Below are 23,146 nucleotides of genomic sequence, written 5' to 3'. Positions count from 1 at the left end.
TTATCAAATTAAGAAAGGTATGAAAAGGGGCGAGTGAAAATGAAGCGCAATAACCTTAAAATGCAACTTTGTCGGGAGAGAATTCTAAACTTTCAAGTTCAGGTATAAATGGACTTGATATCGCAATTGATGAAATAAATCACTCCGGCGGGATCAAGGGTAGACAAATAGAACTTGTAATCAAGGATACCGAAGACAGTGACGAAAAAGCAATGAAGCTGGATGAAACTTTTAATAAATAAATGTACATAGTGATTAACTTGTGGAGGCTGAAAATGAATAAAAGTTATCTATATAAGTTGAATTAAATTTTAATAATTTACAATTGGACACATAACCGATCTATAATAATATGTGGATGTTTTGCAATTTCTGTTAGAAAAGCAGAGACATTCTTTCTAATCTCATATGTCTTGTTATAAAAAACGTTGTTGATGACTTTTTCTTTAAGCCAACCCCAGAGACCTTCTATCAAGTTTAGATTTGGACTATATGGAGGTAGATACATTAACTCAAGTCGATGGGAATTTTCTAAAAGAAAAGGCTGAAGTAACTTGGCGTGGTGTATCCTTGCATTATCAAGAACCATAACAATTTTACCAGAATACCGTTCAAGTACATTGTTCAGAAAACCAAGAAATGTTTGTGCATCGTATGTTTCGTGCTCTTCACAATAGATATCTCCACTCTCATAATCTAAACAGCCCACTAGTTTTACGCCACGATGCTTTCCATACGTCTTTATGATTTTTTGTTTGCCGCGTTCAAACCATGTAGCTCCGATCGCTTGGTAATCTCGAATCATAGATTCATCCTCGAATAGTATGTGTTGGATTTCACCGTTTATCAATTTTTTTTAACATCAATAAATGCCTTGCGAAATTGCTCTTGCTTTAGGGGATCAGCTTTAGCTAACGTGTACGTAGGACGTGTGAATGATAAATTCAGTCTAGACAATATCAACGTGATACCTTTGATGCTGTATTGAACTTTGAATTCTCTCAAAATATATTCTGCTACAATTCCAGCTGTCCAATTGAAATTAGCTACAAAACCAACATCGGCGGGGGTTTTGTTTAAAATGAGGTCTTTTATTGTAGCCTCTTGCTCTTCGGTTAACCGACTTGGTCTACCTTTGCGTGGAGCATCTGGGATTGAACTAAGACCTATACTACGATACTTTGTATATAATCTTGAAATCGTAACAGGAGTCAACTGTGTTATTTCAGCGATTTCTCCGACCTCTTTTCCTGTTCCGTATAAATAGATAGCTTGAATTCGACGATATTCACGTTTTATTTTTGATGACCTCATTGCTTCTAAAAGTTCTTTTATTTGTTCTTGAGTTAGTGGCTTGCGTTTATTCATAGGGTTCATCCTCACATAGTAGTTTTGGTTATGATATATATCGGATGATTTTTATAAAATTTTAATTCAATTTATATAGCTATTAAAGTTTTAGTAATAATGTTTATAAGTGCGTTTCTTATATACCATATAAGTCAAATTGAAGGTATGTGGGGCGTGATTTTTTTTATTGGAGCGATTTTGTATATTGGGTACTTAAATACGAGTATAAGGGCATTAAAGAAAAGAGTTAAAGTACTTGAACAAGATCGAGAAAATGAAAAACATACAGAAGTTGATCACTTTGAATAACGAAAAGAATGAACTATTAAGAGAAGTTGACTCATCTGAAAAGACCAAAATAACAAGTTTGCACATATTCAAGAAGCTACGAATAGCGCAGTTTCTTTGGAAGTAGAGTATTGATAAAACTATAGGCATTAGTGCTTATGGAGTCTTTAAATTTCTCTTTATGTTGGTCTTTCAAAATAAAAATCTTTATCGTTTTTTGCACTCTAAACGAAAATAATAGATCGTTTCAAAGGATATCTATTATCGTTTTCTCAATGATCCAACGTTCAATTGGAGATGTTTTCTTTTGATGTTGTCTTCAAAACTCATCAGTTCAATAGTGATAAAGGCATAATCAATAAAAAAAGCTTCCTCAAAGATCATATCCAGTGACATACTCCCACCACTTGAAGAAGTGGGGGCTTCTTGTTCGAGTAGCCTAACGGCTACAGCATAAGCAAGCTATCCCCGTGTGCCCCACGGTTCGATGAGTTCGTTTACCCTAATAATAAGCGTATACCTTCCGTTTTGATATTTATACTTGCATTGTAATCCCTATCCATTGTCATGCCACAATCTTCGCAATGATATGTCCGCTCTGAAAGCAATAATGTTTTCTTCACTATCCCGCAAACACTACACTTTTTAGAACTTGGAAACCATTTGTCAATTTTGACGAGGTGTTTTCCTTGTTCCATCAACTTGTAATTAAGCATAGACACGAACATCCCAAACCCATTATCCATAACACTTTTACCAAAATTCAACGCTTGTGACATCACCTTCATGTCCAATTCTTCAATACACACCGCATCAACAGCATCGGCGATCTGCTTTGACTGCTTGTGTAAAAAGTCTTTTCGTTGGTTCGTCACTTTCTCATGAATTTTCGCTACTTTTATTCTTTGCTTGTTACGATTTTTACTGCCCTTTTGGCACAGAGATAGCTTTTTTTGTTCGCGTTTGAGTTGTTCTAGCAACTGTCTGTAATATCTAGGATACTCTGCTGATATGCCATCGGAAGATAGAAAAAGTGCTTTCATGGAAAAATCTAACCCTAAGAATGTTTTAGGCTGAACTGTTTCTATAGTCACTTCATATTCATATAAGATACTTGCAAAATACTTCCCAGTTGCAGTTTGACTTACCGTTACWGCTTTAAGTTTGTATTCTTTAGGAATAGCTCGGTGCTGTTTGATTTTCACAGCTTTAAGCTTTGGTAAAACAATACAACCATTTTCTAACTTGATATTTCCATTTACAAAATTAGTTGTATAACTTTTGTTATTATTTCGTTTTGACTTGAATTTAGGAAATCCTGTTTTAGGCTTTCTAAAAAAGTTGTTATAGGCTGTTTGCAAATTCATTTGCGCATTAGCAAGTGCTAGACTGTCGACTTCTCTTAGCCATTCAAATTCTGCTTTATATTGTGCGGGGGTATTTTTCAGTTTTTGATTTGTCCTCTTGTAATATTCTATTTTATCGCCTAGCATTTTATTGTAGATAAAACGCACACAACCAAAAGTCTTACCTATGAGCACTTCTTGTTCTGAATTTGGATATATTCTAAATTTGAACGCTTTATTCAATGCTTTTCACCTTGACTTTCTATATATTTCTTGATGACTTCAATAGGCGCGCCACCAGTTGTAAGTAAACAGTAACTTCTTGACCAAAAATATGCTTTCCATARTTTTTTACGAATTGACTGAAATTCATTTTTGAGTAGCCTTGAGCTCGCACTTTTATAAGCATTAATAAACTTYGATAATTCACTATTTGGGTGTGCCTTGAACAGTATATGAATATGGTCACTKTCGTGATTCCACTCTAGCAATGTTATATTGTAATTTTTTGCGATATATTCGAATATTTCTTTAGCTCTTTCAGATACTGCATCGTCAAGGACCATTCGTCTATATTTGATTACTAGCACAAGATGATAATACATCAAAAACACTGAATGATTATTATTATCCATTTTCATTTATTTCCAACCTCCTTTGTATACTACTACTGATTACATTATAGCATTTTCTGCAGCATATTTCAAAGGCAAAAACCACCGATTCATCTCCCACCTACGCTCTCACTCCCTGAGCAAGGAAGGCTAAGAGGAAGGAGACTTCTCGGCTTTTAGGTTAAAACTACTGAATATTCTTTTGCGGTATCATCATACTGCTCACATCTTTTTAGATGTTTTTGGTAGGCTTCATCACGAGATAATCTTGTGAGGCCACCCGTGAATTCAGTTACAGCCTCGTCGTTTCTCATTGCCCAAATTGAATCGAAATCCTCCGCTATAGGTTCTCTAATAATCAGTCTTTCTGTTTCAAAATATACCTTCATTTTAATTTCCTCCACCATCCCAATCATTTTAGCCATACCACATTTAATACAGATCATTTCTTATATGTTTTCGGGTACTATTTTCACCGACAAAATTAATCACATAATCAAAGTCATCCAATCTATTCTTGATAGGTATATCGCTATGATCCCCTTTAAATTTAACTGGCAGTTTGAATTCAAAATGTTTTCGCTCTCCAGCCATGATACGGTAAGGCTTCTCGTCATCATCTGCCTCTATAAACTCAATATAATCCAGCAATTCTTTGTCCAATTCAATATTAACTTTAAAAGTTTCATCCAATCTACGATGCCCTCTTATTCTAATATTGATATGGATATACTCATTGTCATCCACTTGAAGTAAACGAATATCACTTTCTTCAATCTCTATAGACCCAACATCATTATGTAAATAATAAATTGGATCGTTCACAAAATTTATTGTCCGAGTGCAAAATGGCAATACTATGAAAATGAATATGATAAATATAACCCCGTTTGAAGTTTGAAACTGTTTACTGGCTACGATTTCCTTGTATATCCAAATGACTATAATCAAACTAATAAGCCCCGACAAGAAAAAAGTGCTGCTATTAATGCGAAGCGGAGGCACTATATAGGTTAATAGAGATCTTTGTGTATAGGGCCATTGCATGATCAATAAACAGTATAAAAAGAGTATTCCCAATGCGCGTAAGTACCTTTTATTATTCAACTAATTTCTCTCCTTTTGTTTTGATACTCTAACGTTCTATTTGATCTTCCCCATATTTTTCAGCTTTATCCTCTGAGCAATCTACTCTATTTCTCTTAATTAATAACGCTAATGGCGCAAATAAACCATTTAAAAGCCCCAATATCAGTAAATTTTGAGGATTTTTTATGCCAAATCTAATCGGCCATAATAAAAAAATATATATATTGTAGGGTATCCATATCTCATTTTCTTGAAATACATCAAAGTAATCTATATGATATAAATACAAAATTAGCCAAATGATTACGCCCACAATAGCGACCAAAATACCCGATAAATAATCGTGCCTTCTGATCACTGAAATTTTTAAATATCGGATCAACGTCGCTTCATAAAGGATAAATATAATCAAATATAAAAGAATCATAATCATAAGACTGACACTTTTCACCTTATAAAGTGGTGATGCCAATACGAATATAAATATTCCAATCAAGAAAAATGGAATACTACAAAGATGGATTATAAGAGCCTTAAAATTATTTTTAACCAGTTCCATAAAAAATCTCCCTGCTCATAATCAATCGATCATGCCACACACTTAAAACATACACATACATTACCTACTCTTAATTCACGCTTCACACATCTACCTGCGAATGGATTGCTGCTTAAAAAATCATTACTACCAAAACTAATGAAGTCAATACACCTAAGCTGATTACTATCCAGTTTTTTTTTTATCATCTAATAGGTATGACATTGTTGATATATTTTGAAATTTATTTTTCACTTTAGCCTCTTTCTGACAGACAGAATCCAAACTATTACTCATTTTCAATATATTGCTTTAGCATCTTTAGGTAATAAGTAAACATCTTTTAAAAACTTCATGCTGTTACTCGCTTCATTTTTATTATAATCAATATCCATAGTACAAGATACCTCTTTGGCAACATCATCAAATAAATCACACATAATAAATACGGCTTCCCAAATATCTTTTATAACTCCAGCCGGATAGGTTTTCAAAAATGAAAGCCACTGATCCTCTTCCAACCATCTGTACATATACTTTCCAGACTTTCCCACACTGACTGTAAAATGAGTTTCAAATCCAATTTTCCATTCTAACAAACGGATTAATTGTGGACGGACTACATTGTTTAACATATCCATTACATAGGGGACTTCCTCTCGCCATAAACCTTTTGCAACATTATTAAGGCACCACCAAAACTCATTACATGTATCCCTAAATTGAATTTCTGACGGTTTCTTTATCCAAAAATCCTCATCTGTAGCTTCTGGCATATCCGGCAAGCACTTGTCTTTATCCAGCAGTATTCTACAAAGCCTGTCCGCCTTAATTTTTTTAAGCACATGAGTTAATGTGCATACATGCAAGTCCAAACGATTGCCATCCGTAAACTGAATAAGCCATCCGTAGCAGTTTTCAATGTCATTTTGATAATATGAGCTTTCTTCAGGATACTGCATATATAAGCGCTCACCAAATTGATCAATCCACGCTTTCTCCTCACGAAATGACTTTGTTTCCTCAACAACATATACAATATCATAATCCTGAAAAATATCTTTTATAGCATTTGGATTTGTTCTTGAACCATTCATAAACACTGCACGAATTCTTTTATCCTCTTTAGCGATTTTTAATATCAAATTTACCATTTTTTGTTCTGTGCGCATATAACCTCCAAGATAATGGTTGCATCATAACCGCCTTACGATGTGAGAAAAGATTGGAACCGAAACACATCGGAACTGGCAATGCAGATTGATAGTGTGGTGCGATTTTCATATTCATGGGCAATTTTTTTGCTATTATCATAGACATCGCCTTTGGTGTATAAAACATCGTAAAGTTGAATCAAAAATGCTCTGAATGCCAAAACGCCCTCATGTATGCTTTCTTCAACTGAAACATTTGTATATGCAGAATTGATCGCATATGCTTCGTGCGTTTCGGGCACCACAATTTCCTTTAAATAAATTGCTACATCCTGAAGCGTCTTTCTCATGTATTTCACCTCTTGTATTTACTTTGCATTATAGAGTGGAAAAATCTTTTTTGATCTCCATGTTTTCGATTAATTTCAATACAATATATGTACTATCATATTTTCGGTTTACAGCTTCGCTCCAACTGTCAGATAACGGAAAATAAATACCATCTTTCGTTTTAGATGTAAAATCCCACAGACCCTCTTCTTCTATATTTTCTATTAGCCACTCTTTAACAAAAGAGGATTTTGAAGAATATCCATCATACTCACTTAACAAACTGTGAGCCCTTATAAATTTAAAACTTGAATATATCACCTTCAAATCCAGCTGATATGACTTTTGCCCACTTTTGAGCTTCTAAATTTGCAATACTATTATTACTGTCAATTATACGTACCCAGGTGCTAACAAATAACCTCGTTAATAATTCCCAATCATGTTTTTTCTCTTTTCGATCACGGAGTTCAGTTTCGCCTAATAAAAATAATGCCATATACTTTAACGCTTTTTGTATTGGCACATCATTTTTATCTAAGCCAAGAATCAATAGCCTTCGCATTGAATCATCTATTCATTTAGAAAAAGTATCATAAAAAATTCATCTGCATAGGTCCCCTCAGCATATTTCATAGCGTGCTTCTTTGTTCCATAAATTTTGAATCCCAATTTTTCATAGACTGGGATAGCTCGACTATTTTCAGTAACTACTTCTAATTCCAATTGTTCAAGACCTTGGCTCTTACACCAATTTATACATTCATTCATCATCCTAGTTCCAATCCCATTATTCCAATAATTCTTACATATTGCAATTCCCATTGATGCTCTATGAAGATACCTTTTATTACTTGATATTAACCCAACTGAACAATTCCCTACAATTTTCGATTCAATTTCAGCCACCAAAAAAAATCGATTCTCGTCATCTAAACATGCGCTTATAAATTCTCGCTCTTGTTCCAATGTGAAATTAAACTCGCCTTCTCCACGCGCCAAAAATTTAGTTTCTTTGTCCACAATTTTCATTTGATCTATTAGACCTTGTTCATCGCCTAATTGGGGCGTTCTCAAAACAAGCTTTTTCCCATTGCTTAATGTATATTCTTGCGCGAATTTTTTCATAGTGAGTCTCCTTATTTATTTTATTATAATATAACACATTATTACTCAATTCGTGACATGAAAATCAAACTACAAATTGGAATTTATCGTTCTCGTTTCAGATAAACCATATCAACCAGTTGTTTTCCATCTTCAAACATGGGGTGGTCATAGTTATCTGTAAAAAAATTCTTTATTCTATGAGATTCTGTAAAACCGCAGATACTATAAAAAGAAAGAGTAGAATGACAGTCACCAGTTCCCACGAGCATGGTTTTGCAATCAGGGTAATGGGAAAATAAAAACTCTATCAATCTTTTTCCATAGCCTTTTCGGTGGCAATCAGGCACGACTGCAATATTCTTAAGCTCATAAATGCCATCCGATTCTCTGGTAATCACGCATTCAGCCTTTACGCCATTGTCATCCAGAACAAACATTTCGCCACGTTCAAGATAGTCGTCTATCATGCTTTCCTGCTCATCTGCCAGCAATAATAAGTCCATATACTCTTTTTTATCCCCTGTGATTTTTCTTATATTCATAATGCTTACCCCCTATAAAATAATGGTTTATTATAACCCTTGAGGAGATGCCCCCCACTTCTCAAAGTGGGGGTTCATATTCCTAATTCAGTGGGAGTCCAAACGCCCACTGAATGCAATCCGATAGGATTGTGCAAGTGTTACGAAGGTAGCGAAGCGGACTGAGTATACGCTTTGATTCCCTTCTTACGCCTTAATTTTGAAGCATTAAGGACTAAATTCTTATGCTCTAAATTTATCTTTTTACGAGATTCAACTTCTCTTTCAATTATATAAAATCCCGCTCCCACTAGTTGAGGCATATTTTTTTTTATATACGCTTTCAAACAATCTTTTTCTAGTTGTGTCGGTAATGCTACCGGTGTTGGTATAGGTAAAGGTTGGTCAGTTTCACTTAATGACTCAGGAGTATGATAAGCAAATTCAATAAAATTTCTTGAGCCCTCACGAATTTCATCATTTGTAAGCTCATACTGCCCATTATGATCTAAAGTGAGTCTTTGAAAAGATACTAAAACTAATTTACTAGGTTTTCTATTCTCTGTTTCATAATGCAAAATAACTTTTAGTACATCTTGATTGTGCAGTGATGGGATCGCCTTATATATATAATTTCTTGGCATAGGCACTTTATAAATTTGTAAATCTTTAGTAATAAACAAAAATCTGGTTCCTGACATATATGCCTCTTTTATACAAATAATCGCGTTGGAATGTTAGCTAACGTTTTCGTTGTTAGCGAAGTTCATCCTTTTGAGCCTTAGGGCAAAAGTGGCGCATATCCTCGCCTATCAAAAATAGTGACATTAGAACGATTTCCAGAAAGTGATAGGTTGGACGTTGTTGTTAACGGCATTCTAGATAATAAAACCTTTTTTATCTAATATGCTCTCTTCAGTTACTCACCAAAAAATAATTTTATGGTCTCTTCATCATTTTTTCTACCAAACATGGATCCTATTATGAAAGTAACTAGGGCAACTGCTAGTGTCGGTACGATCGGATGCATTCCAAATGGATTTATCTTATATATTGTAAAGATAAAAAATGATGCAAGGCCTGTAAGTATTGACATAATCGCACCATCAGTATTTGCTTTTCTCCAATAAAGGCCTAGAATTGTAGGCCAAAAGAAGACTGCTTCAAGACCGCCAAATGCGAATAAATTTATCCATACAATAACGGATGGTGGTTTAATCGCAAAAATAAAGACGACTATACCGATTACGCCAGTGGTCATAAAACTAATTCTATTGAGTTTCTTTTCATTAATATTGCCCTTGCCATAGTTCAAATAGAGGTCCTTAATGATAGAAGCAGATGCCAGTATAAGCATTGAGTCAACGGTTGACATGATTGCAGCTAATGGCCCTGCGATGAATATACCTGCAAGAATTGGCGGTAATACTTTTACAGTAATTCCAGGTATCGCGCCATCTCCAGCTAGTCCTGGTACCACATAGGCGCCTAAAGTGCCAACAAGATGCATCCCTAGCATTAAGAATCCTACGACTACTGTACCGATTACCATAGCTCTATGAAGTGATTTGGAGTCTTTAAATCCCATACATCTTACAGTGGTCTGCGGTAATCCAAGTACTGCAAATCCAACAAGCACCCAGAAAGACAACATAAATGGAATTGGAATTTGCCCACCTGCTGTAGGCGTAAGGGCACTTGGATTAGCCACAATCATTTTAGCTGTAATCGCTTCCATACCGCCACCTGCATGTATAATGGCAACAAGCAAGAATAAGGTTGCAAGAACCATTACAATACCCTGAATTGCATCTGTAATCGCAACCGCTTTAAAACCACCTATTGTTGTATAAATAACCACTGTAACTCCAAATATCACCAGTCCCGTAAAGTATGAGTATCCAGTAACCGCTTGAAATAGCTTTGCACCACCAATAAATTGAGCCACCATTGCAGCCGCAAAGAAAATAATCATCGCTATTGAAGTCGATATTACTATAAACTTATTGTTATATCTCGCTTTTAGATAATCCGTTACAGTTACTGCATTAATTTTTCTCGAAATAATTGCAAATTTCTTTCCCAAAACGCCAAGCGTAAAAAATGCTGTAGGCACCTGAATCGTGGCAAGAAGTATCCACCCATATCCTAAAGAATAGGCTACTCCAGGACCTCCAACAAAACTACTTGCACTAGAATAAGTCGCGATAAGAGTCATCGCAAGCACAAATCCGCCCATTGATCTACCGCCAATGAAGTATTCTTCCACAAACTTGCCACTACCAGAAGAGCATTTATGGGTGTAAATAGCAACCGCAAACATTAATACAAGATATATGATCATTGGTATCAGTATCATTGAATTACCCATTATTTTGTCTCCTTCTCATTTTCTTCAAAATCAATATCTTTGAAGTATTTTTTCACAACGAATGCTAATAGTACTGAAATCATCACATATCCCAGTATACAGCTGTAGAAAAACCAAGAAGGGAAACCAAGTATATATTTATACTCTGATACATCCTTTAAACCTATACCATAAGCAAAACCGAACCACCATATGAAAAAGAATACATATAGTCCCACTGTTATTTTTGCTTCTTTATTAATTTGCTTGTTTTTTTCTTTGAAATTCATATTCACACGCCTTTTTTTATTTTTTTCATTTGATAACAGTCGTTTAGAAAGTTCCTTGTACCTTTTGATCATCGGGTTTCAGTCATATTTCCCCGAGTCTTAAACCTTAAAGATCATTTTTCTCCAATAAGCCAATGTTTTGCCTCTTCGGGATCTTTGAAGTATCCTACTTGATCGAACAACTCAAAACCCATGGTTTTGATCCACCGGTTAATATTCCGCTTGTACTTGGGTACGCATCCCACAATACACAGCTTAAATATCTTGTGGCTAATGTTCTGCAAATGAACAACAAGTTTCTCAATGATTTCGTCATCAAGGTTTGTTTCATATAAATCAATCCAAATTCGCCATTCTTTCTTCCTGTTGAATTTAAAATAAATTGCTCTTCTTCCTCCATTATCGAAAGCAACAATTCTTTTTCATTGAAATAACTCCCGTATTTAAGCGGATGTAGTTCTCCTCCCATATAGTAGTAGGGGCAAAGACTACCGCTTGGTGACTTATTCAACATATAATTTACCACCCTTCAATTTTATTTTTTAAATCAGTATTCATGAGCAATTGCCTTCGGGGTTAATGCGTGATTTTTTTGATATTGTCTACCGCATTATTGAAATTGAGTAATATATTTCCTAATTGTGTTAACGTGCATCGGATAAAAACCTTCCGGTTTTGTATCTAGAAGATGTGATAGATCGCTAAGCAAAATCCATCTCAAAAATCTCGACTCATTGCTACTCGAAAGGGATAATATTTTTGCAGTTAATTTGCACAGCTTTTAAAGTATTCTTTTGAATTTTGTTATGCTTCTTTTCTTTATTGTTTTGATTTTTTAATACCATCATCCCATAAATTGTTGTTCTCAAAACAAATTCCCATAACTATTCCAGTGATAAATATAAATATTATGTACATAGGAATAAAAATACTCAGCTTTTTATGATTTCTTCCAAATTCATATATTTTATTATACATTTTTTACCTCCAAATTTCTGATATTCATTCAGATACAATGCGCATTCGCGTTAAAGATGGCAAAGGCAATAAGGAACGCTATACACTGCTTTCAAAAAGTGCACTTGATCTTTTAAGAATTTACTACAGGCAATATCACCCTAAAGATTACCTTTTTCAAAACTTCTCAAAAGGCAAACCATTGACGACTCGAAACATTCAGATCGTGTTTAGGACCAAGTGTGATCTCTTGGGATTTCCTAAAGAAGCCACGATTCACAGTTTAAGACATAACTTTTAGGCTCATTTACTGCTCTCTGGAACCCATATCCTCGTTATTCAGAAGCTGCTTAGTCATTCTAAACTTTCAACAACTATGGTCTACCTACATTTAACAACAGCTGACGTGACTAAAGCCATCAGTCCTTTTGACCCTTAGAGCAAAAGTGGCTCTGCCCTTGCCTCGAAAAGGGCTGTGACATCAGAATGATTTCCAGTGACGTGTTATAGGATGAATTTTAGCATTCATTTTATTTTTTGTATATTTTCACTTGATTTCAGGTATATACTTAGTATATACTATCTCTATAATTAACTTTGAAAGGAGACTTTTTATGCTTGCTAAAGTCCAAAAATGGGGTAATAGTCAAGGGATAAGAATTCCAAAATCTATTCTCGAAAACGCAAATATTTCTTCTGATGAAGACTTAGACATTAAAGTTGTTGATGGATGCATTATCCTTGAACCCTTTCACAGACATCAAACACTCAAAGAACGACTCAAAGATTACGATGGTAATTATCAATGCTCCGAGTGGGATACTGGAAATTCAATTGGTAGAGAGGTGCTATAATGTCTTATATACCTAATCAAGGCGATATCATATATTTAGATTTCGATCCACAAGCTGGACATGAGCAACGAGGAAGACGACCAGTACTTGTTGTAAGTAATCTAACATATAATAAATTAACAAAAATGGCTTTAGTCTGTCCAATAACAAATACTAACAGAAATTTTCCTCTTCATGTTCCGTTAGATTCCAAAACCTCAACTTCTGGTTTTATAATGTGTGAACAAGTTAAAGCCCTTGATATTAATTTTAGTAACGCCACTTTTCATGAACAATTGCCTTCTAGTTTAATGCGTGAAATTTTTGATATTATTTATGGTATTGTTGAAATCGAGTAATTCTCAGTTTCTTTTTTTTACATAAATCTTTTGCAAAAATTTTTCCTATAATGAGAGGCGTGTTCACGAAGTTGCCTGTTGTTCCTTAGAGCAACTTGGCGCTGGACTTGCGCACCGCAAACACTGTGCCAACTAGGCAATTTCAGCATTTTCCCTAATCAACTGCTTTACAAGCCCAAGCATCTATCTCTATTTTGATATCTTTACTTGCCAAACCAGCGACATATATCATAGTCATGCAGATTTCAACTCCATTTAGAAAACGACTTATACTTTCTCTACGTTTTTGAGCCTCAAATTCGCCTACCATATAGAACGTAAGCTTTGTTAAATCACAAATCTCCATATTTGCAGCTTCTAAGTTCCTTCTTATATTCAAAAATGCAAGCTCCATTTGTTCCATTGGATCATCTGGAAGCATACCGTTCAGGTCCATTCCAACTTGACCTGATAAATTAAGCCATCTGTAATTTCCGTTGATTTCAATTTGATGAACATATTTTGCTAATGGTGGATGAATATTCTCTGGGTTTCTAATAAATTTCATAATGACCTCGCTATATTAGTATTTTATGGTGAATAATCTCTATTTTAATAATGAATTAGAGCGTTTGAATTTATATTTTTAAATTGTAAGACAAAAAATTATGCCTATTTCAATAGCATGTTGATTAACATTTCCGTGATTACCGAAGTCGCTCCTTTTGACCCTTAGGGGAAAAGTGGCACTAGCATTGCATCATGCCAGTAACTTCCACACCGATGCTACCGCAAATGGTCGCATACCAATACTGTAATAAAACTGCTGTGATGAACCAACCAAAACATTCTTTGCACCTAACTCTCCGACGCGGCGAATCCCCTCAAAAACCGCAGCCTTTCCTAAACCCATTCTTCTATATTCAGGATCTGTTGCAACAGGTTCTATGACTGCAAAGCCAGCTTTTTCGTCATACCACATGCCACAATATGAAACAAAATGACCATCTGGCCCAACAACTGCTACCTTAAGATTTAAGTCAACATTTGGACGCTTCATTTCAGCATGAACACCTTGATTCTTTTCATCCGTGAAAGTGAAATTTCCTTCACCATTAAGTTCATGATTAAACCCCTTCCATAATACCCTTAAATACTCATAAGCATCATAGGTTTCTTTCATGGTTGTTATATGAAACCCATTTGGAAGTTGATACTCTACCGATGTTTTATCAAAATAAAAAATTGCATCCTCTTCTTTGTCCATTGTTGCAGTAAATCCAAGACTAGCGGCAATATCTTGAAAAGCTAGATCATTTGAAGAAATTACGACGCCAAATTCACCTGAGCCAGTAAGATGTTCTTTTGCATATATCAGCATATCTTTCTTTAAATAAGCGTAATTAGGAAAGGCCAAACAATATGTACTTCCAAGTCTTGTATCAAATGTTGCAATACCAACAAGTCTGTCCTCATCCTCCCATAGCCCGATTTTACCAACAGCATTTTTGTCCAGGTAACTATGTGTTGTCATCCAATCCCATCTTGCATAGCTAAACTCTGAATATCCTAATTGTAATAAAAAACTTCTTACCTTAAAATTGTCTCCTGTAATACCCACTTCAGTAGTATAGTTTCTAAATTGAATTGCCATAAAATCACATCCTTTGTTATCATTATAAACTTCAATACGACTACAGAAAAAAGTAATCAGTTTTCTGTATATGCAGCACAACGTCTAGAGAATTTAATCACCAAAACTTGGTCATTCCTAACTCTATACCCTCCTGAAATTATGTTCTTTGTTTGTGCAGTAGGCGGACTATACCCCTTTATTATAACAACTGCAGTTTCTAAACCAAAGCATCTTTTACAAAAAGTACAAAATTTATTTGCGATTAACCTACTCAACAAGATTGAAAAATAAGCCCTATTTATTGATAAATTCCATAGGGTTTGACCCTGTGATATAAAAAAGCTTAAACTCTTATTCTCTAAAACTAATTAGAGTGTCAAAAAACAGTTTCGCACGAACCCTCAAATATATGCGACATCACGTATTTTCCGTAAACGCATCATATGGTGTTAGCTGCTGAACTTTTTGTTTTTTGACACTCTAACCATAGATTACTTCGGCTGTAACCCCTGCCATATTCTTCAGTGAGTTTTTTGCTCAAGCTTCATTTTCTCATATATTAATGATATAATGTGTATAAGCATACCACATATAAAGAGGTGATATTATGTTAGTTAAAATAACAGCTATAATTCAAAAAGAAGAAGATTGGTACGTTGCTAAATGTATTGAAAATAATGTAGCTTCACAGGGAAAAACTATTGAAGATGCCATTTCAAATTTAACTGAAGCTGTCCAACTATATTATGAAGATGATGATGCAATCATTGAAAATCATCAAACACTAATAACTACATTGGAGGTTGCTATCTAATGGGTTCAAAGTATCCAATATTGGCTCCTAAAGAAATTATTCGAGCTTTAGAAAAAATCGGATTTCAAAAAGTTTCTCAAAGAGGAAGTCATACCAAATATAAAAATCAGTCATTCCCTGTTCGTGTTGTTATAATTCCAATTCATTCCGAAATTGCTAGAGGCACTTTAAAAAGTATCTTAGAACAAGTAAATATTTCATTAGAAGATTTTTTAAATCTTTTATAGATTTGTCTCTTTAATTTATGGAGACATTTTTTTATGTTCTGAAGTCGGGTAAGTCAGAGGGATTGCGCCCTCTTTCTCTGGGTAGAAGGGCTATGCAATTCATAGCCCAGACCCCCACAGAACCAGGCGTGCGGATTTCCCGCACCTAGCTCTTCAAAATATGACCTTGCTTCACAGCATCGCGTAAGTTTGCATATTCCTGTATGATATCTTAACTTTTGGTTGCAATAGCGGGAATATTTCGTGATTTTTTTCAAATAATTTCCACGTTATCTTGCCTTTCCAACTCCGCTTACTTAGCATTTTTCTCCAGTAAATTTTGACCTTGTCATACACTTTTCTTAACCCTTGATAATTACCGCCCATTCCGTAATAATTGTAGTGTCCTTGCAAAATTTGGTTTATTATAATCATCTGGTCTTTTATGCTCCAATGACGTATTACTTTTATTTTATCACATACTTTTCTGATGATTCTACTTAACCTTGTTTTCTCTGTTTTACGACCCACCATAAAATTTCCTTTCTGGTTTCTCGTACAGAAATGTGTGAACCCTAGAAAATATACAGTTTGTAACTTTTCCTTCCATCGCTTTGACTGCTTGGTAGCAAATCGTCCAAATTCAACCATTCTCGTTTTACTAGGTTCTAGTGTAAGTGAAAATTTTGCTAATCGGATTTCAAGTGATTTTGGGAATTGCAGTGCATCTTCTCGGTATTGAAAGCATATTATAAAATCGTCTATATACCGTATCAAATAACTTTCGCCTTTGAGTTTGGGTTTTACAATCTTTTCAAACCATAAGTCTAATACATAATGAAGATAAAGATTACTAAGCAAAACACTTATGGAACCACCTTGCGGAACCCCGGCTTCGCTTTCTGTAAAGTTATTATCTTCCATGACTCCAGCTTTCAACCATCTTTGTACTAAACTTATGATTCTTTTGTCCCCGACTCGATGTTGCAAAAATTGGAGTAACCATCCATGGTCTAAACTCCCAAACAACAATTATGTTCATTACATTTTTCTGCCTTACTATTGTATATACGACTCTAATCCCTATTCCTCTATATTTAATTTTAAAAAATCCTGTCAATTCAGTTGCATTATGGCTTCCTAGCGGTTTTCCATATCCGCCTTCACTTTGTCGTAATGGATTTTGGCTCACTTTTTTTATTCCCGCTAAAACTTGCTTTGCAATACTATTATCCAATTTTCTTTAATCTTTTGTCGCCTCTTCACAAAATTTTACTTCCCACATTATTCAATATCCACGCTTTCAACAAGATCATCTATCTCAGAATCAGCTATTCCAAGTTCTTCCATGACTACTTTTAAACTCGTATATTCATCATGATTATTTTCACTAATTCGTTTTGTTGCTATCAATAACAATTCCAATTCTTCACGAGTTTCCATCAAATTATTATATTCATCGACTGATAATATCACTGCTTGTGGTCTATTATTTTTTACAACAATGTATTGATCTTTGTTTCTTTCCACGTCTTGAATAACTTTTGAAGCCTTTCCTCTTCCTAAGTCCGATACCGATATAATATGGTCAAGGGCATTTCTTAAATCTAATTTTTTTGCAATCATAATTCTCACCTCTTCTAATACAATCATATCATATTTACATGTATATTTGCATGTAAATTGTGTGATGATATTATGGGCTTTATGTAACGGTTTGCTTATTAGAATTTATAAAGAAACCTGATCCACCCATTAATAATTCAAGGGTGGGTCAGATTTAAGTGAAAAAGTGGGTCAATTCTACGGTTTTTTCCAAAGTTAGTTGATTTGTGCTCAAAATTCAAGTCGCAATGATTTTTCTTTAAGCATATGGAAATATTTTCTATTTCCGAACTTTCTTTCGATTCATTTAAAGTTATTGCATTTATCAATATATTATAACACTTTAATGTGACGTAAAATCCCTAAATTTTAACAGTTATGAATTAAAAGACGCTTACCAGTAAGAAAACTGATGAGCGTCTTTTTTAAATTTAAGATTTGAAAAGCTCTAACCATCATAGGTGTGTAAAAAAATGTATGATATATCTGTAAATTATGAGCGTTACAAAAATCATTAACCAGCTATCAAAATATGCTGGAAAAGGTTTTATTAAATAGTCTAATCCTATCTCAGCGCCAGATTGTAAGAACATTATAAATAGAACTAAATTAAAAATAATCGTAAGTATAATGGATGCGATGAATAGCTTTATAATCCATCTTCTATTTTTTCGGGTCCAGTTTTGAATCATTTCAATTACCCTCATTAGAATCCAACTTTAATTGAAGATAGTGTAATTTTGTAAGGGCTTTCATATATATCTATGGATGCACGTGCTAGCATATCAGCTTTAGCGACTGCTTCAGCTTTAAGTATAACTTTGTATGCATGACCACTGATGAAATTAACAGGGATTCCTTTATTGATCGAGCCAGATCGGATTTCAATATCTGCCATGCCAGCAATACTACAAGAATCAATCGTTCTACTTCCAACCCTTGAACCATTTTCCATATCATAGACTTCTGCAACTAGGTTATATTGTGCAGTAGCTGACCCTGTAGCAGTTACGCCTAAATACGCATTATAATTTCCTGTAACATAAACAGTTGCATATGAGCTTGCACCAGAAAATATGAATTCATTTCCAATATAAATCCAGCTTTCATTTTCATTATTTAAACCAGTAGCTCCTGTTTTTAAGTACATATTATTTCCTATAACACGTTCTGCTGATTCATACAGTTGGCCTCCGCTTTCGCCATAATCAGAAATATTCTTAGTATAAAATGTTTTGTCTGTTCCTGAGTATACAAAATTTGAAGGTAGTTCTGACCTAAGTGTATACATCAAGTTTCCACCCAATATTGAATCCAGAAAACTTTGATTTGATTCATCAGAGAGTATTGAATCGTTTTGTGCTCGAGCAAAAGATAGAGATGAACCTACTACTAACATGCTTAGAATTAACATAAATGACATTACTTTTTTCATACTTATATTCTCCTTATTTTTTTTCCACATATGACGCGTGCGTCATATAACCTAGATTCCAGTAAATTTCACATCCATAATAGAGGAAAATCTACGAAGAATCGCAAGATCATTATACCATTAAACATAATGCTTTTAGCATATATGGCCTAATTGGAACAAAAAACGTCCTAATTGGAACAATAGCATGCTATCACATACTATAAAATTACTTAAATGTTAATTTAAATTCGTTCTCTTCCTATATTGTCAAGCCTAAAACAATTGATTTTTAAGGCTTTAGTTTAAATCTTAAATGAAAAATTAAGTTCCGCTTACGATGCTTAAACGGAAGTTAGTTTTGCAAGAAATGTAGTACAATAAAAAGAAATGTAGTACAATAAAAAAGATATCTATCCTGAAAACTCAGGAGATAAAATAATGAGAGCTCATCCGGGGTCTTTTGTTGTACAGTTTATTCTATCCATTAGTCCAAAAATGGATTACCTTCAACTCCATCAGTGAATCTTATATAGTTGATAGAACTGTCATCATACTCAACTACCCAATACATATAATCAATAATACTTTCTCCTCGTTATTTATAGTTAATATTGAAATCTTAGTTAACAATGGGGAGGGGGAAACTGTGTCCTTATGGCGTAAAATTTGATGATTCTACTGCAATGGCACGCTTGTATATCTCTAAAATGCTGCATGGGTGTTGAGATAATATAAAGAAGGAAATATTCAATACCCAAAGGTAATGGTACGCGGCTTCGTTCAACATGACGTTCCTGATGCGCTGAAAAGTGTGACTTGAGGCGTTATTTTTTTGTGCGCATCAGAAACATCAGTATATGTTAGCTGAAGTCAGTCTATATATTCTTCAATCCATTTAATCTGATTACATCTAATTCATCAGCACTGAATACCTTTTCTCTGAATAATGTCAAATATTCTTGACTCACTTCACTATCAAAAATTAATATGTCATCTGAATTTATTGTTAAATCTATTCCTTTATCAAACATTTTCCTAATTGGATGTTCCTTTATGCTCCCTACACGTCCCAATTTGACATTGCTCGTTGGGGTTATATTCATTCGGATATTGCGTTCTTTTATCATTTTTATTGCATATTCATCTTCTACAACAGATATTCCGTGTTGAACCTCATCTAACTCTAACAGTTCAACTGCTTGAATCACATCACTGGCTGTACCCCATTCTCCAACATGCGCCTTTAATCTTAATCCATTTAATTTTGCTTTTCTGTATATATTTTTGAAATTCTCAATTGGTTGAGAAAATTCATCTCCATATATATCGATGGAGTAAAACTCCGATCTTCCCCAAAATGGCTCAAGTACCTTCTCTAAATAGGATATGCTGCAGTGACGGGATAATCCAATTTGCAGTCTAAGTTCAGTATCAGGAGAAATTCTTCTATTTGCTTCTTTGAATGTTGATATAAGCTCATCAATATCATTATTAAAAAATTCATTTAGTCCCCATACATCTTCCCCTATTTCAAGTATCTTTATTCCATCTTCTTTTGCTTGTACAAATGTTGCTTCAACAAGCAGTTTTCTCATATCTGGAGTATTATAATCTTCACCTAAATTCTCTGAAACCCAATGATGCATTTCATTCATAGAGCCTAGAGTCTTTTTAATTGGAAGTATCAGCTTACCAGTCTTATTTTTTAAAAACTGTCTATTTCCACCTAATACAAAATGATTATGTAAATCTGATTTTGGAACGGTTCTTATTGTTTCAAGGTCTTGAGATATTAAAGCTTTTTCAAATTTTATTGAATCTGTATTTTTCAAATCATTACCCCCTTTCAGGACTGATTTCAGCTAACGTCCCGTGGATTCTCGAAGTGTCTCGGTCTCGGCGTTCGCTTGGCGACGTTTTTGATCCAAGTTCACAAAAACGGTGACAAGCGATTAGCTGAGAATTGGCGTGACTCTTGCCTCAGGCTTGCATGAGGCATGCCAATAAAGGCATTTTGAGAATCCTCTGTTGGACGAAACCGCTACCGCGGTGACTTTTTAAATCTTTTTGCCCTAGACATATAGTGCTTTCTTTAGATATTCTTATTCTGAATCTAAAAGAAAAGGCGCTATTTTTTATGTCTAAATTATTATCTAAAATGCAAATGGATATGGAACTCAGAGGTTTAAGTCCAAAGACCGTTGTTGTCTACCTTAAAGGGGTTAAGAAAATTTCAGGATTTCACAACTTGCCACCTGAGAATCTCACCTATGATCATGTGCGCGAATTTTTACATGATGCAATTACCAGTAGAAAGCTCAGTCGATCTTATGTAAATTCAAACTACAGTGCCATTAAATTCTTCTTCGAAACTACTCTTGGTCGTGAATGGAATATGGTCGATATTCCTAGAGTGAAACAGCCGTCTAAGCTTCCAATTGCTTTAACACCCGCACAAATTCACGCACTTTTTGACTCTGTCACAAATCTTAAGCATAAAACCATGCTTGTAGTCTGTTACTCTTCGGGTTTGCGCGTTGGGGAACTTATGAACCTCAAAGTCTCTGATATTCATTCAGATACGATGCGCATTCGCGTCAGAGATGGCAAAGGACTCAAAGAACGCTATACACTGCTTTCAAAAAGTGCTCTTGATCTTTTAAGAATTTACTACAAGCAATATCACCCTAAAGATTACCTTTTTCAAAGCTTCTCAAAAGGCAAACCATTGACGACGCGGAACATTCAAATGGTGTTTAGGACCAAGTGTGATCTCTTAGGATTTCCTAAAAAAGCCACGATTCACAGTTTAAGACACAGCTTTCAGGCACATCTGCTTCTTGCCGGAACCAATGTTGTCGTTATTCAAAAACTGCTTGGTCATTCTAAGCTTTCAACGACCACTGTCTACCTTCATTTAATGTTATCCCGCACATTATTTACTTTTGAATAACCCTATCTCAGTCAAAATAAAAGAAGTTAGTGGACATTTTAATCTGTTGCATGATGCATCAAATTATTTTATTCGCTAACTTCTTATGTTATCATGAATACATTAAGTTTCATTCATACAACAGAAGTCTCCCCGACCAAAGTTTGACTTCTGCTGAAACTCATTACAGAGAGGAGATAGACCTCGTCTATAACAATTCATATGATAACGATTTTAACGGATAATTGCAATCCTATTTCTCAAATTTTATACGATAATGTCCTAAATAATCTTCAGAATCATCAGTTGGGATGTATTTGTGGCCATTCGGGATGCATGTCTATTCATGGTTACTATAACCGTGATATTAAGTATGAAGATGCTTCAGTAACCTTACGCATCAGACGTGTCATCTGTTCATTTTGTAAAACAACTCATGCCATTCTATTAGCCTCCATAGTCCCTTATTCTCAGATCTCTCTCCATGACCAAGTTCGTATTATAAACTGCCATAAACGCTCTGATGACTTTACGCCTATCATGGAAGACACGCCCTCTATCGATGAGAGCAATATTCGGTATGTTATTAAACAATATCTCTGTCATTGGTTAAACCGCCTCCTTGCTGCTTCTTTACCTCTTTGCCCTTCAAACAATTTAGTAAAGCGCTCTTTTTCAAACTTCAATCGCCAGTTTATGCAGATTAAACGAACGCCTAATCTCCTTTTTCTAAAACCCACATAACCTAACACGACCAACTTTATATTTGCTCCTATAATGAAGATAATTCTAAAGGAGGAACATACTATGACTCACGATCAAACTCATGCAATCGCTTTGATGCGCTATTCTATCATCGCTCCACTTATTTCTGGTCTATCTGATCAATACGAATCTAAGGAGGCTTTCTTTCGTGATGCCTCAAGTAAAGGTGTCAGTACCCCAAAGGGCACCATTAAGCATTTTGCACCCGCTTCCATTAAACATTGGTATAACAGTTATCAACGTGGCGGTTTCGACGCACTACTACCTGCCTCTAGATCGGATACGGGAAAGTCTCGCAAACTTGATGATGAGCTTCAAGAACAGATTAAATACCTTAAATCCAACTACCCGCGTATGTCTTCTGCTGCAATTTTCAGGCAGCTTCGAGAAACTGGGAGTATAAAACCCTCTGAATTATCAGAATCAACGGTCAATCGCTTTATAAAGCACCTTGCGATCCATCAAAAGACCACTACCAATCAAGACATGCGACGTTATGAACGCCCTCATATCAATGAAGTTTGGTGTGGGGATACCAGTGTGGGACCTTATCTTAAAACGCAAGACGGTAAGAAACACAAAGTGTTCATTATTGCCCTTATTGATGATGCTAGCCGTTTCATTGTCGGCATCGATGTCTTTTTTAACGATAATTTTGTGAAC

35 protein-coding genes are annotated in these 23,146 nt (G+C 34.9%); 10 read left to right on the top strand and 25 right to left on the bottom strand.

All coding sequences use genetic code 11. The annotated features are described in order from the left end of the window. Window positions 1-68: 68 nt before the first annotated feature. Window positions 69-242, top strand: coding sequence for an ABC transporter substrate-binding protein (locus F3D3_RS23620; RefSeq protein WP_139131975.1), 174 nt, complete (start codon window positions 69-71; stop codon window positions 240-242). Between the two features lie 77 nt (window positions 243-319). On the opposite strand, the gene F3D3_RS23170 is transcribed toward F3D3_RS23620, so the two are convergent. Next, a protein-coding gene (locus tag F3D3_RS23170; protein WP_139131974.1) for an IS630 family transposase occupies window positions 320-1,368 on the bottom strand; the annotation gives its coding sequence in 2 pieces (ribosomal slippage) (window positions 320-856 and window positions 859-1,368; 1,047 coding nt in all). A gap of 99 nt (window positions 1,369-1,467) precedes the next feature. On the opposite strand from F3D3_RS23170, the gene F3D3_RS23905 reads away from it, so the two are divergent. After that, window positions 1,468-1,659: a hypothetical protein gene (locus tag F3D3_RS23905; protein ID WP_175438249.1), complete on the top strand. Its 192-nt coding sequence runs from the start codon at window positions 1,468-1,470 to the stop codon at window positions 1,657-1,659. 240 nt (window positions 1,660-1,899) lie between these two features. On the opposite strand, the gene F3D3_RS24835 is transcribed toward F3D3_RS23905, so the two are convergent. From F3D3_RS24835 to F3D3_RS23900, 17 genes are all read right to left on the bottom strand, one after another. Next, a complete protein-coding gene (locus tag F3D3_RS24835) occupies window positions 1,900-2,034 on the bottom strand; it encodes a hypothetical protein (RefSeq protein WP_255364356.1) in 135 nt (44 codons plus the stop codon). Window positions 2,035-2,135: 101 nt separating this feature from the next. Beyond that, window positions 2,136-3,227: an RNA-guided endonuclease TnpB family protein gene (locus tag F3D3_RS00150; RefSeq protein ID WP_069870032.1), complete on the bottom strand. Its 1,092-nt coding sequence runs from the start codon at window positions 3,225-3,227 to the stop codon at window positions 2,136-2,138. Continuing rightward, window positions 3,224-3,625: an IS200/IS605 family transposase gene (gene tnpA, locus F3D3_RS00145; protein ID WP_069870028.1), complete on the bottom strand. Its 402-nt coding sequence runs from the start codon at window positions 3,623-3,625 to the stop codon at window positions 3,224-3,226. The genes F3D3_RS00150 and tnpA overlap by 4 nt, the downstream gene beginning before the upstream one ends. Before the next feature lie 149 nt (window positions 3,626-3,774). Next, on the bottom strand, window positions 3,775-3,987 hold the full coding sequence (locus F3D3_RS00140) for a hypothetical protein (RefSeq protein ID WP_069870025.1): 213 nt from the start codon (window positions 3,985-3,987) through the stop codon (window positions 3,775-3,777). Window positions 3,988-4,030: 43 nt separating this feature from the next. Continuing rightward, the gene (locus F3D3_RS23615) at window positions 4,031-4,423 is read right to left on the bottom strand and encodes a hypothetical protein (RefSeq protein ID WP_139131973.1); all 393 of its coding nucleotides are present in this window, start codon (window positions 4,421-4,423) and stop codon (window positions 4,031-4,033) included. Window positions 4,424-4,733: 310 nt separating this feature from the next. Next, window positions 4,734-5,246: a hypothetical protein gene (locus F3D3_RS00130; protein WP_069870021.1), complete on the bottom strand. Its 513-nt coding sequence runs from the start codon at window positions 5,244-5,246 to the stop codon at window positions 4,734-4,736. Between the two features lie 278 nt (window positions 5,247-5,524). Further along, window positions 5,525-6,397, bottom strand: a complete 873-nt coding sequence (locus F3D3_RS00125) for an aminoglycoside 6-adenylyltransferase (RefSeq protein WP_069870019.1) — start codon at window positions 6,395-6,397, stop codon at window positions 5,525-5,527. Window positions 6,398-6,432: 35 nt separating this feature from the next. Beyond that, the gene (locus tag F3D3_RS00120; RefSeq protein ID WP_069870018.1) at window positions 6,433-6,729 is read right to left on the bottom strand and encodes a hypothetical protein; all 297 of its coding nucleotides are present in this window, start codon (window positions 6,727-6,729) and stop codon (window positions 6,433-6,435) included. A 28-nt stretch (window positions 6,730-6,757) separates the two neighbouring features. Next, entirely contained in the window at window positions 6,758-6,991 is a 234-nt protein-coding gene (locus tag F3D3_RS00115; RefSeq protein ID WP_069870016.1) for a hypothetical protein, read from the bottom strand. Between the two features lie 19 nt (window positions 6,992-7,010). Then, window positions 7,011-7,208 (bottom strand): hypothetical protein, encoded by a 198-nt coding sequence (locus tag F3D3_RS00110; RefSeq protein WP_175438248.1) that lies wholly within the window; start codon window positions 7,206-7,208, stop codon window positions 7,011-7,013. A 74-nt stretch (window positions 7,209-7,282) separates the two neighbouring features. Next, a complete protein-coding gene (locus tag F3D3_RS00105) occupies window positions 7,283-7,837 on the bottom strand; it encodes a GNAT family N-acetyltransferase (RefSeq protein ID WP_069870012.1) in 555 nt (184 codons plus the stop codon). 83 nt (window positions 7,838-7,920) lie between these two features. Beyond that, window positions 7,921-8,361, bottom strand: coding sequence for a GNAT family N-acetyltransferase (locus tag F3D3_RS00100; protein WP_069870010.1), 441 nt, complete (start codon window positions 8,359-8,361; stop codon window positions 7,921-7,923). Window positions 8,362-8,501: 140 nt separating this feature from the next. Beyond that, entirely contained in the window at window positions 8,502-9,041 is a 540-nt protein-coding gene (locus tag F3D3_RS00095) for a hypothetical protein (protein ID WP_069870008.1), read from the bottom strand. 218 nt (window positions 9,042-9,259) lie between these two features. Further along, a complete protein-coding gene (panF, locus tag F3D3_RS00090) occupies window positions 9,260-10,711 on the bottom strand; it encodes a sodium/pantothenate symporter (RefSeq protein ID WP_069870006.1) in 1,452 nt (483 codons plus the stop codon). Then, window positions 10,711-10,980, bottom strand: coding sequence for a YhdT family protein (locus F3D3_RS00085; RefSeq protein ID WP_069870004.1), 270 nt, complete (start codon window positions 10,978-10,980; stop codon window positions 10,711-10,713). The genes panF and F3D3_RS00085 overlap by 1 nt, the downstream gene beginning before the upstream one ends. A gap of 166 nt (window positions 10,981-11,146) precedes the next feature. Beyond that, window positions 11,147-11,494 carry a hypothetical protein gene (locus F3D3_RS00080; protein ID WP_084388720.1) on the bottom strand — a complete coding sequence of 116 codons (348 nt, stop codon included), beginning with the start codon at window positions 11,492-11,494 and terminating at the stop codon, window positions 11,147-11,149. Window positions 11,495-11,799: 305 nt separating this feature from the next. Further along, window positions 11,800-11,958 (bottom strand): hypothetical protein, encoded by a 159-nt coding sequence (locus tag F3D3_RS23900; protein WP_175438247.1) that lies wholly within the window; start codon window positions 11,956-11,958, stop codon window positions 11,800-11,802. Between F3D3_RS23900 and F3D3_RS00075 the strand changes: the two genes are divergently transcribed. The 3 genes from F3D3_RS00075 (at window position 11,945) to F3D3_RS00065 (ending at window position 13,129) form a co-directional block, all read left to right on the top strand. Beyond that, window positions 11,945-12,238: a tyrosine-type recombinase/integrase gene (locus F3D3_RS00075; RefSeq protein ID WP_306455901.1), complete on the top strand. Its 294-nt coding sequence runs from the start codon at window positions 11,945-11,947 to the stop codon at window positions 12,236-12,238. The two genes, F3D3_RS23900 and F3D3_RS00075, sit on opposite strands and share 14 nt — an antisense overlap. 313 nt (window positions 12,239-12,551) lie before the next feature. Next, complete coding sequence (locus F3D3_RS00070; RefSeq protein ID WP_069870000.1) at window positions 12,552-12,791, top strand: AbrB/MazE/SpoVT family DNA-binding domain-containing protein; 240 nt, start codon at window positions 12,552-12,554, stop codon at window positions 12,789-12,791. Next, window positions 12,791-13,129, top strand: a complete 339-nt coding sequence (locus F3D3_RS00065) for a type II toxin-antitoxin system PemK/MazF family toxin (RefSeq protein WP_069869998.1) — start codon at window positions 12,791-12,793, stop codon at window positions 13,127-13,129. The genes F3D3_RS00070 and F3D3_RS00065 overlap by 1 nt, the downstream gene beginning before the upstream one ends. Before the next feature lie 154 nt (window positions 13,130-13,283). Here the strand turns inward: F3D3_RS00065 and F3D3_RS00060 are convergent, their stop codons facing one another. Continuing rightward, window positions 13,284-13,676: a RidA family protein gene (locus F3D3_RS00060; protein WP_069869996.1), complete on the bottom strand. Its 393-nt coding sequence runs from the start codon at window positions 13,674-13,676 to the stop codon at window positions 13,284-13,286. A 192-nt stretch (window positions 13,677-13,868) separates the two neighbouring features. Next, entirely contained in the window at window positions 13,869-14,762 is an 894-nt protein-coding gene (locus tag F3D3_RS00055; RefSeq protein WP_069869995.1) for a GNAT family N-acetyltransferase, read from the bottom strand. A gap of 589 nt (window positions 14,763-15,351) precedes the next feature. Here F3D3_RS00055 and F3D3_RS00050 point away from each other — a divergent pair. Both F3D3_RS00050 and F3D3_RS00045 read left to right on the top strand, forming a co-directional pair. Beyond that, a complete protein-coding gene (locus F3D3_RS00050) occupies window positions 15,352-15,558 on the top strand; it encodes a type II toxin-antitoxin system HicB family antitoxin (protein ID WP_069869993.1) in 207 nt (68 codons plus the stop codon). Then, window positions 15,558-15,785, top strand: coding sequence for a type II toxin-antitoxin system HicA family toxin (locus F3D3_RS00045; protein ID WP_069869991.1), 228 nt, complete (start codon window positions 15,558-15,560; stop codon window positions 15,783-15,785). Before F3D3_RS00050 ends, F3D3_RS00045 begins: the two co-directional genes overlap by 1 nt. Before the next feature lie 171 nt (window positions 15,786-15,956). Here F3D3_RS00045 and F3D3_RS00040 read toward each other — a convergent pair whose 3' ends face one another. The 5 genes from F3D3_RS00040 to F3D3_RS00015 all read right to left on the bottom strand — a co-directional run bounded on the left by F3D3_RS00040 (window position 15,957) and on the right by F3D3_RS00015 (window position 20,618). Next, entirely contained in the window at window positions 15,957-16,754 is a 798-nt protein-coding gene (locus F3D3_RS00040; protein WP_207645326.1) for a reverse transcriptase domain-containing protein, read from the bottom strand. Continuing rightward, on the bottom strand, window positions 16,678-17,001 hold the full coding sequence (locus F3D3_RS00035) for a type II toxin-antitoxin system RelE/ParE family toxin (protein ID WP_069869987.1): 324 nt from the start codon (window positions 16,999-17,001) through the stop codon (window positions 16,678-16,680). Before F3D3_RS00035 ends, F3D3_RS00040 begins: the two co-directional genes overlap by 77 nt. Before the next feature lie 47 nt (window positions 17,002-17,048). Further along, the gene (locus tag F3D3_RS00030; RefSeq protein ID WP_084388718.1) at window positions 17,049-17,390 is read right to left on the bottom strand and encodes a type II toxin-antitoxin system Phd/YefM family antitoxin; all 342 of its coding nucleotides are present in this window, start codon (window positions 17,388-17,390) and stop codon (window positions 17,049-17,051) included. Between the two features lie 685 nt (window positions 17,391-18,075). Further along, window positions 18,076-18,804 (bottom strand): hypothetical protein, encoded by a 729-nt coding sequence (locus F3D3_RS00020; RefSeq protein WP_069869981.1) that lies wholly within the window; start codon window positions 18,802-18,804, stop codon window positions 18,076-18,078. Between the two features lie 857 nt (window positions 18,805-19,661). Then, window positions 19,662-20,618 carry an adenosine deaminase gene (locus F3D3_RS00015; protein WP_084388717.1) on the bottom strand — a complete coding sequence of 319 codons (957 nt, stop codon included), beginning with the start codon at window positions 20,616-20,618 and terminating at the stop codon, window positions 19,662-19,664. 305 nt (window positions 20,619-20,923) lie between these two features. Between F3D3_RS00015 and F3D3_RS00010 the strand changes: the two genes are divergently transcribed. From F3D3_RS00010 to F3D3_RS00005, 3 genes are all read left to right on the top strand, one after another. After that, window positions 20,924-21,739: a site-specific integrase gene (locus tag F3D3_RS00010; protein ID WP_069869979.1), complete on the top strand. Its 816-nt coding sequence runs from the start codon at window positions 20,924-20,926 to the stop codon at window positions 21,737-21,739. Between the two features lie 201 nt (window positions 21,740-21,940). After that, window positions 21,941-22,462 carry a DUF6431 domain-containing protein gene (locus F3D3_RS23895; RefSeq protein WP_175438246.1) on the top strand — a complete coding sequence of 174 codons (522 nt, stop codon included), beginning with the start codon at window positions 21,941-21,943 and terminating at the stop codon, window positions 22,460-22,462. 63 nt (window positions 22,463-22,525) lie between these two features. Beyond that, window positions 22,526-23,146 (top strand): helix-turn-helix domain-containing protein (locus F3D3_RS00005; RefSeq protein ID WP_139131972.1); only part of this gene is annotated, 621 nt, incomplete at its 3' end.

It is taken from the genome of Fusibacter sp. 3D3 (assembly GCF_001748365.1).
Lineage (GTDB): Bacteria > Bacillota > Clostridia > Peptostreptococcales > Acidaminobacteraceae > Fusibacter_A.
This window is presented reverse-complemented; position numbering and strand designations above follow the sequence as displayed.

Coding starts and splice junctions, on each gene's coding strand:
- F3D3_RS00100 (WP_069870010.1), bottom strand. CDS start 8,361: ATGAATATAAGAAAAATCACAGGGGATAAAAAAGAGTATATGGACTTA.
- F3D3_RS00110 (WP_175438248.1), bottom strand. CDS start 7,208: ATGGCATTATTTTTATTAGGCGAAACTGAACTCCGTGATCGAAAAGAG.
- F3D3_RS23900 (WP_175438247.1), bottom strand. CDS start 11,958: ATGTATAATAAAATATATGAATTTGGAAGAAATCATAAAAAGCTGAGT.
- F3D3_RS00125 (WP_069870019.1), bottom strand. CDS start 6,397: ATGCGCACAGAACAAAAAATGGTAAATTTGATATTAAAAATCGCTAAA.
- F3D3_RS00080 (WP_084388720.1), bottom strand. CDS start 11,494: ATGTTGAATAAGTCACCAAGCGGTAGTCTTTGCCCCTACTACTATATG.
- F3D3_RS00055 (WP_069869995.1), bottom strand. CDS start 14,762: ATGGCAATTCAATTTAGAAACTATACTACTGAAGTGGGTATTACAGGA.
- F3D3_RS00130 (WP_069870021.1), bottom strand. CDS start 5,246: ATGGAACTGGTTAAAAATAATTTTAAGGCTCTTATAATCCATCTTTGT.
- F3D3_RS24835 (WP_255364356.1), bottom strand. CDS start 2,034: ATGTCACTGGATATGATCTTTGAGGAAGCTTTTTTTATTGATTATGCC.
- F3D3_RS00070 (WP_069870000.1), top strand. CDS start 12,552: ATGCTTGCTAAAGTCCAAAAATGGGGTAATAGTCAAGGGATAAGAATT.
- F3D3_RS00140 (WP_069870025.1), bottom strand. CDS start 3,987: ATGAAGGTATATTTTGAAACAGAAAGACTGATTATTAGAGAACCTATA.
- F3D3_RS00045 (WP_069869991.1), top strand. CDS start 15,558: ATGGGTTCAAAGTATCCAATATTGGCTCCTAAAGAAATTATTCGAGCT.
- F3D3_RS00020 (WP_069869981.1), bottom strand. CDS start 18,804: ATGAAAAAAGTAATGTCATTTATGTTAATTCTAAGCATGTTAGTAGTA.
- F3D3_RS00120 (WP_069870018.1), bottom strand. CDS start 6,729: ATGAGAAAGACGCTTCAGGATGTAGCAATTTATTTAAAGGAAATTGTG.
- F3D3_RS00050 (WP_069869993.1), top strand. CDS start 15,352: ATGTTAGTTAAAATAACAGCTATAATTCAAAAAGAAGAAGATTGGTAC.
- F3D3_RS23905 (WP_175438249.1), top strand. CDS start 1,468: ATGTTTATAAGTGCGTTTCTTATATACCATATAAGTCAAATTGAAGGT.
- F3D3_RS00060 (WP_069869996.1), bottom strand. CDS start 13,676: ATGAAATTTATTAGAAACCCAGAGAATATTCATCCACCATTAGCAAAA.
- F3D3_RS00065 (WP_069869998.1), top strand. CDS start 12,791: ATGTCTTATATACCTAATCAAGGCGATATCATATATTTAGATTTCGAT.
- F3D3_RS23895 (WP_175438246.1), top strand. CDS start 21,941: ATGATAACGATTTTAACGGATAATTGCAATCCTATTTCTCAAATTTTA.
- F3D3_RS00095 (WP_069870008.1), bottom strand. CDS start 9,041: ATGTCAGGAACCAGATTTTTGTTTATTACTAAAGATTTACAAATTTAT.
- F3D3_RS00105 (WP_069870012.1), bottom strand. CDS start 7,837: ATGAAAAAATTCGCGCAAGAATATACATTAAGCAATGGGAAAAAGCTT.
- F3D3_RS00030 (WP_084388718.1), bottom strand. CDS start 17,390: ATGATTGCAAAAAAATTAGATTTAAGAAATGCCCTTGACCATATTATA.
- F3D3_RS00010 (WP_069869979.1), top strand. CDS start 20,924: ATGTCTAAATTATTATCTAAAATGCAAATGGATATGGAACTCAGAGGT.
- panF (WP_069870006.1), bottom strand. CDS start 10,711: ATGGGTAATTCAATGATACTGATACCAATGATCATATATCTTGTATTA.
- F3D3_RS00085 (WP_069870004.1), bottom strand. CDS start 10,980: ATGAATTTCAAAGAAAAAAACAAGCAAATTAATAAAGAAGCAAAAATA.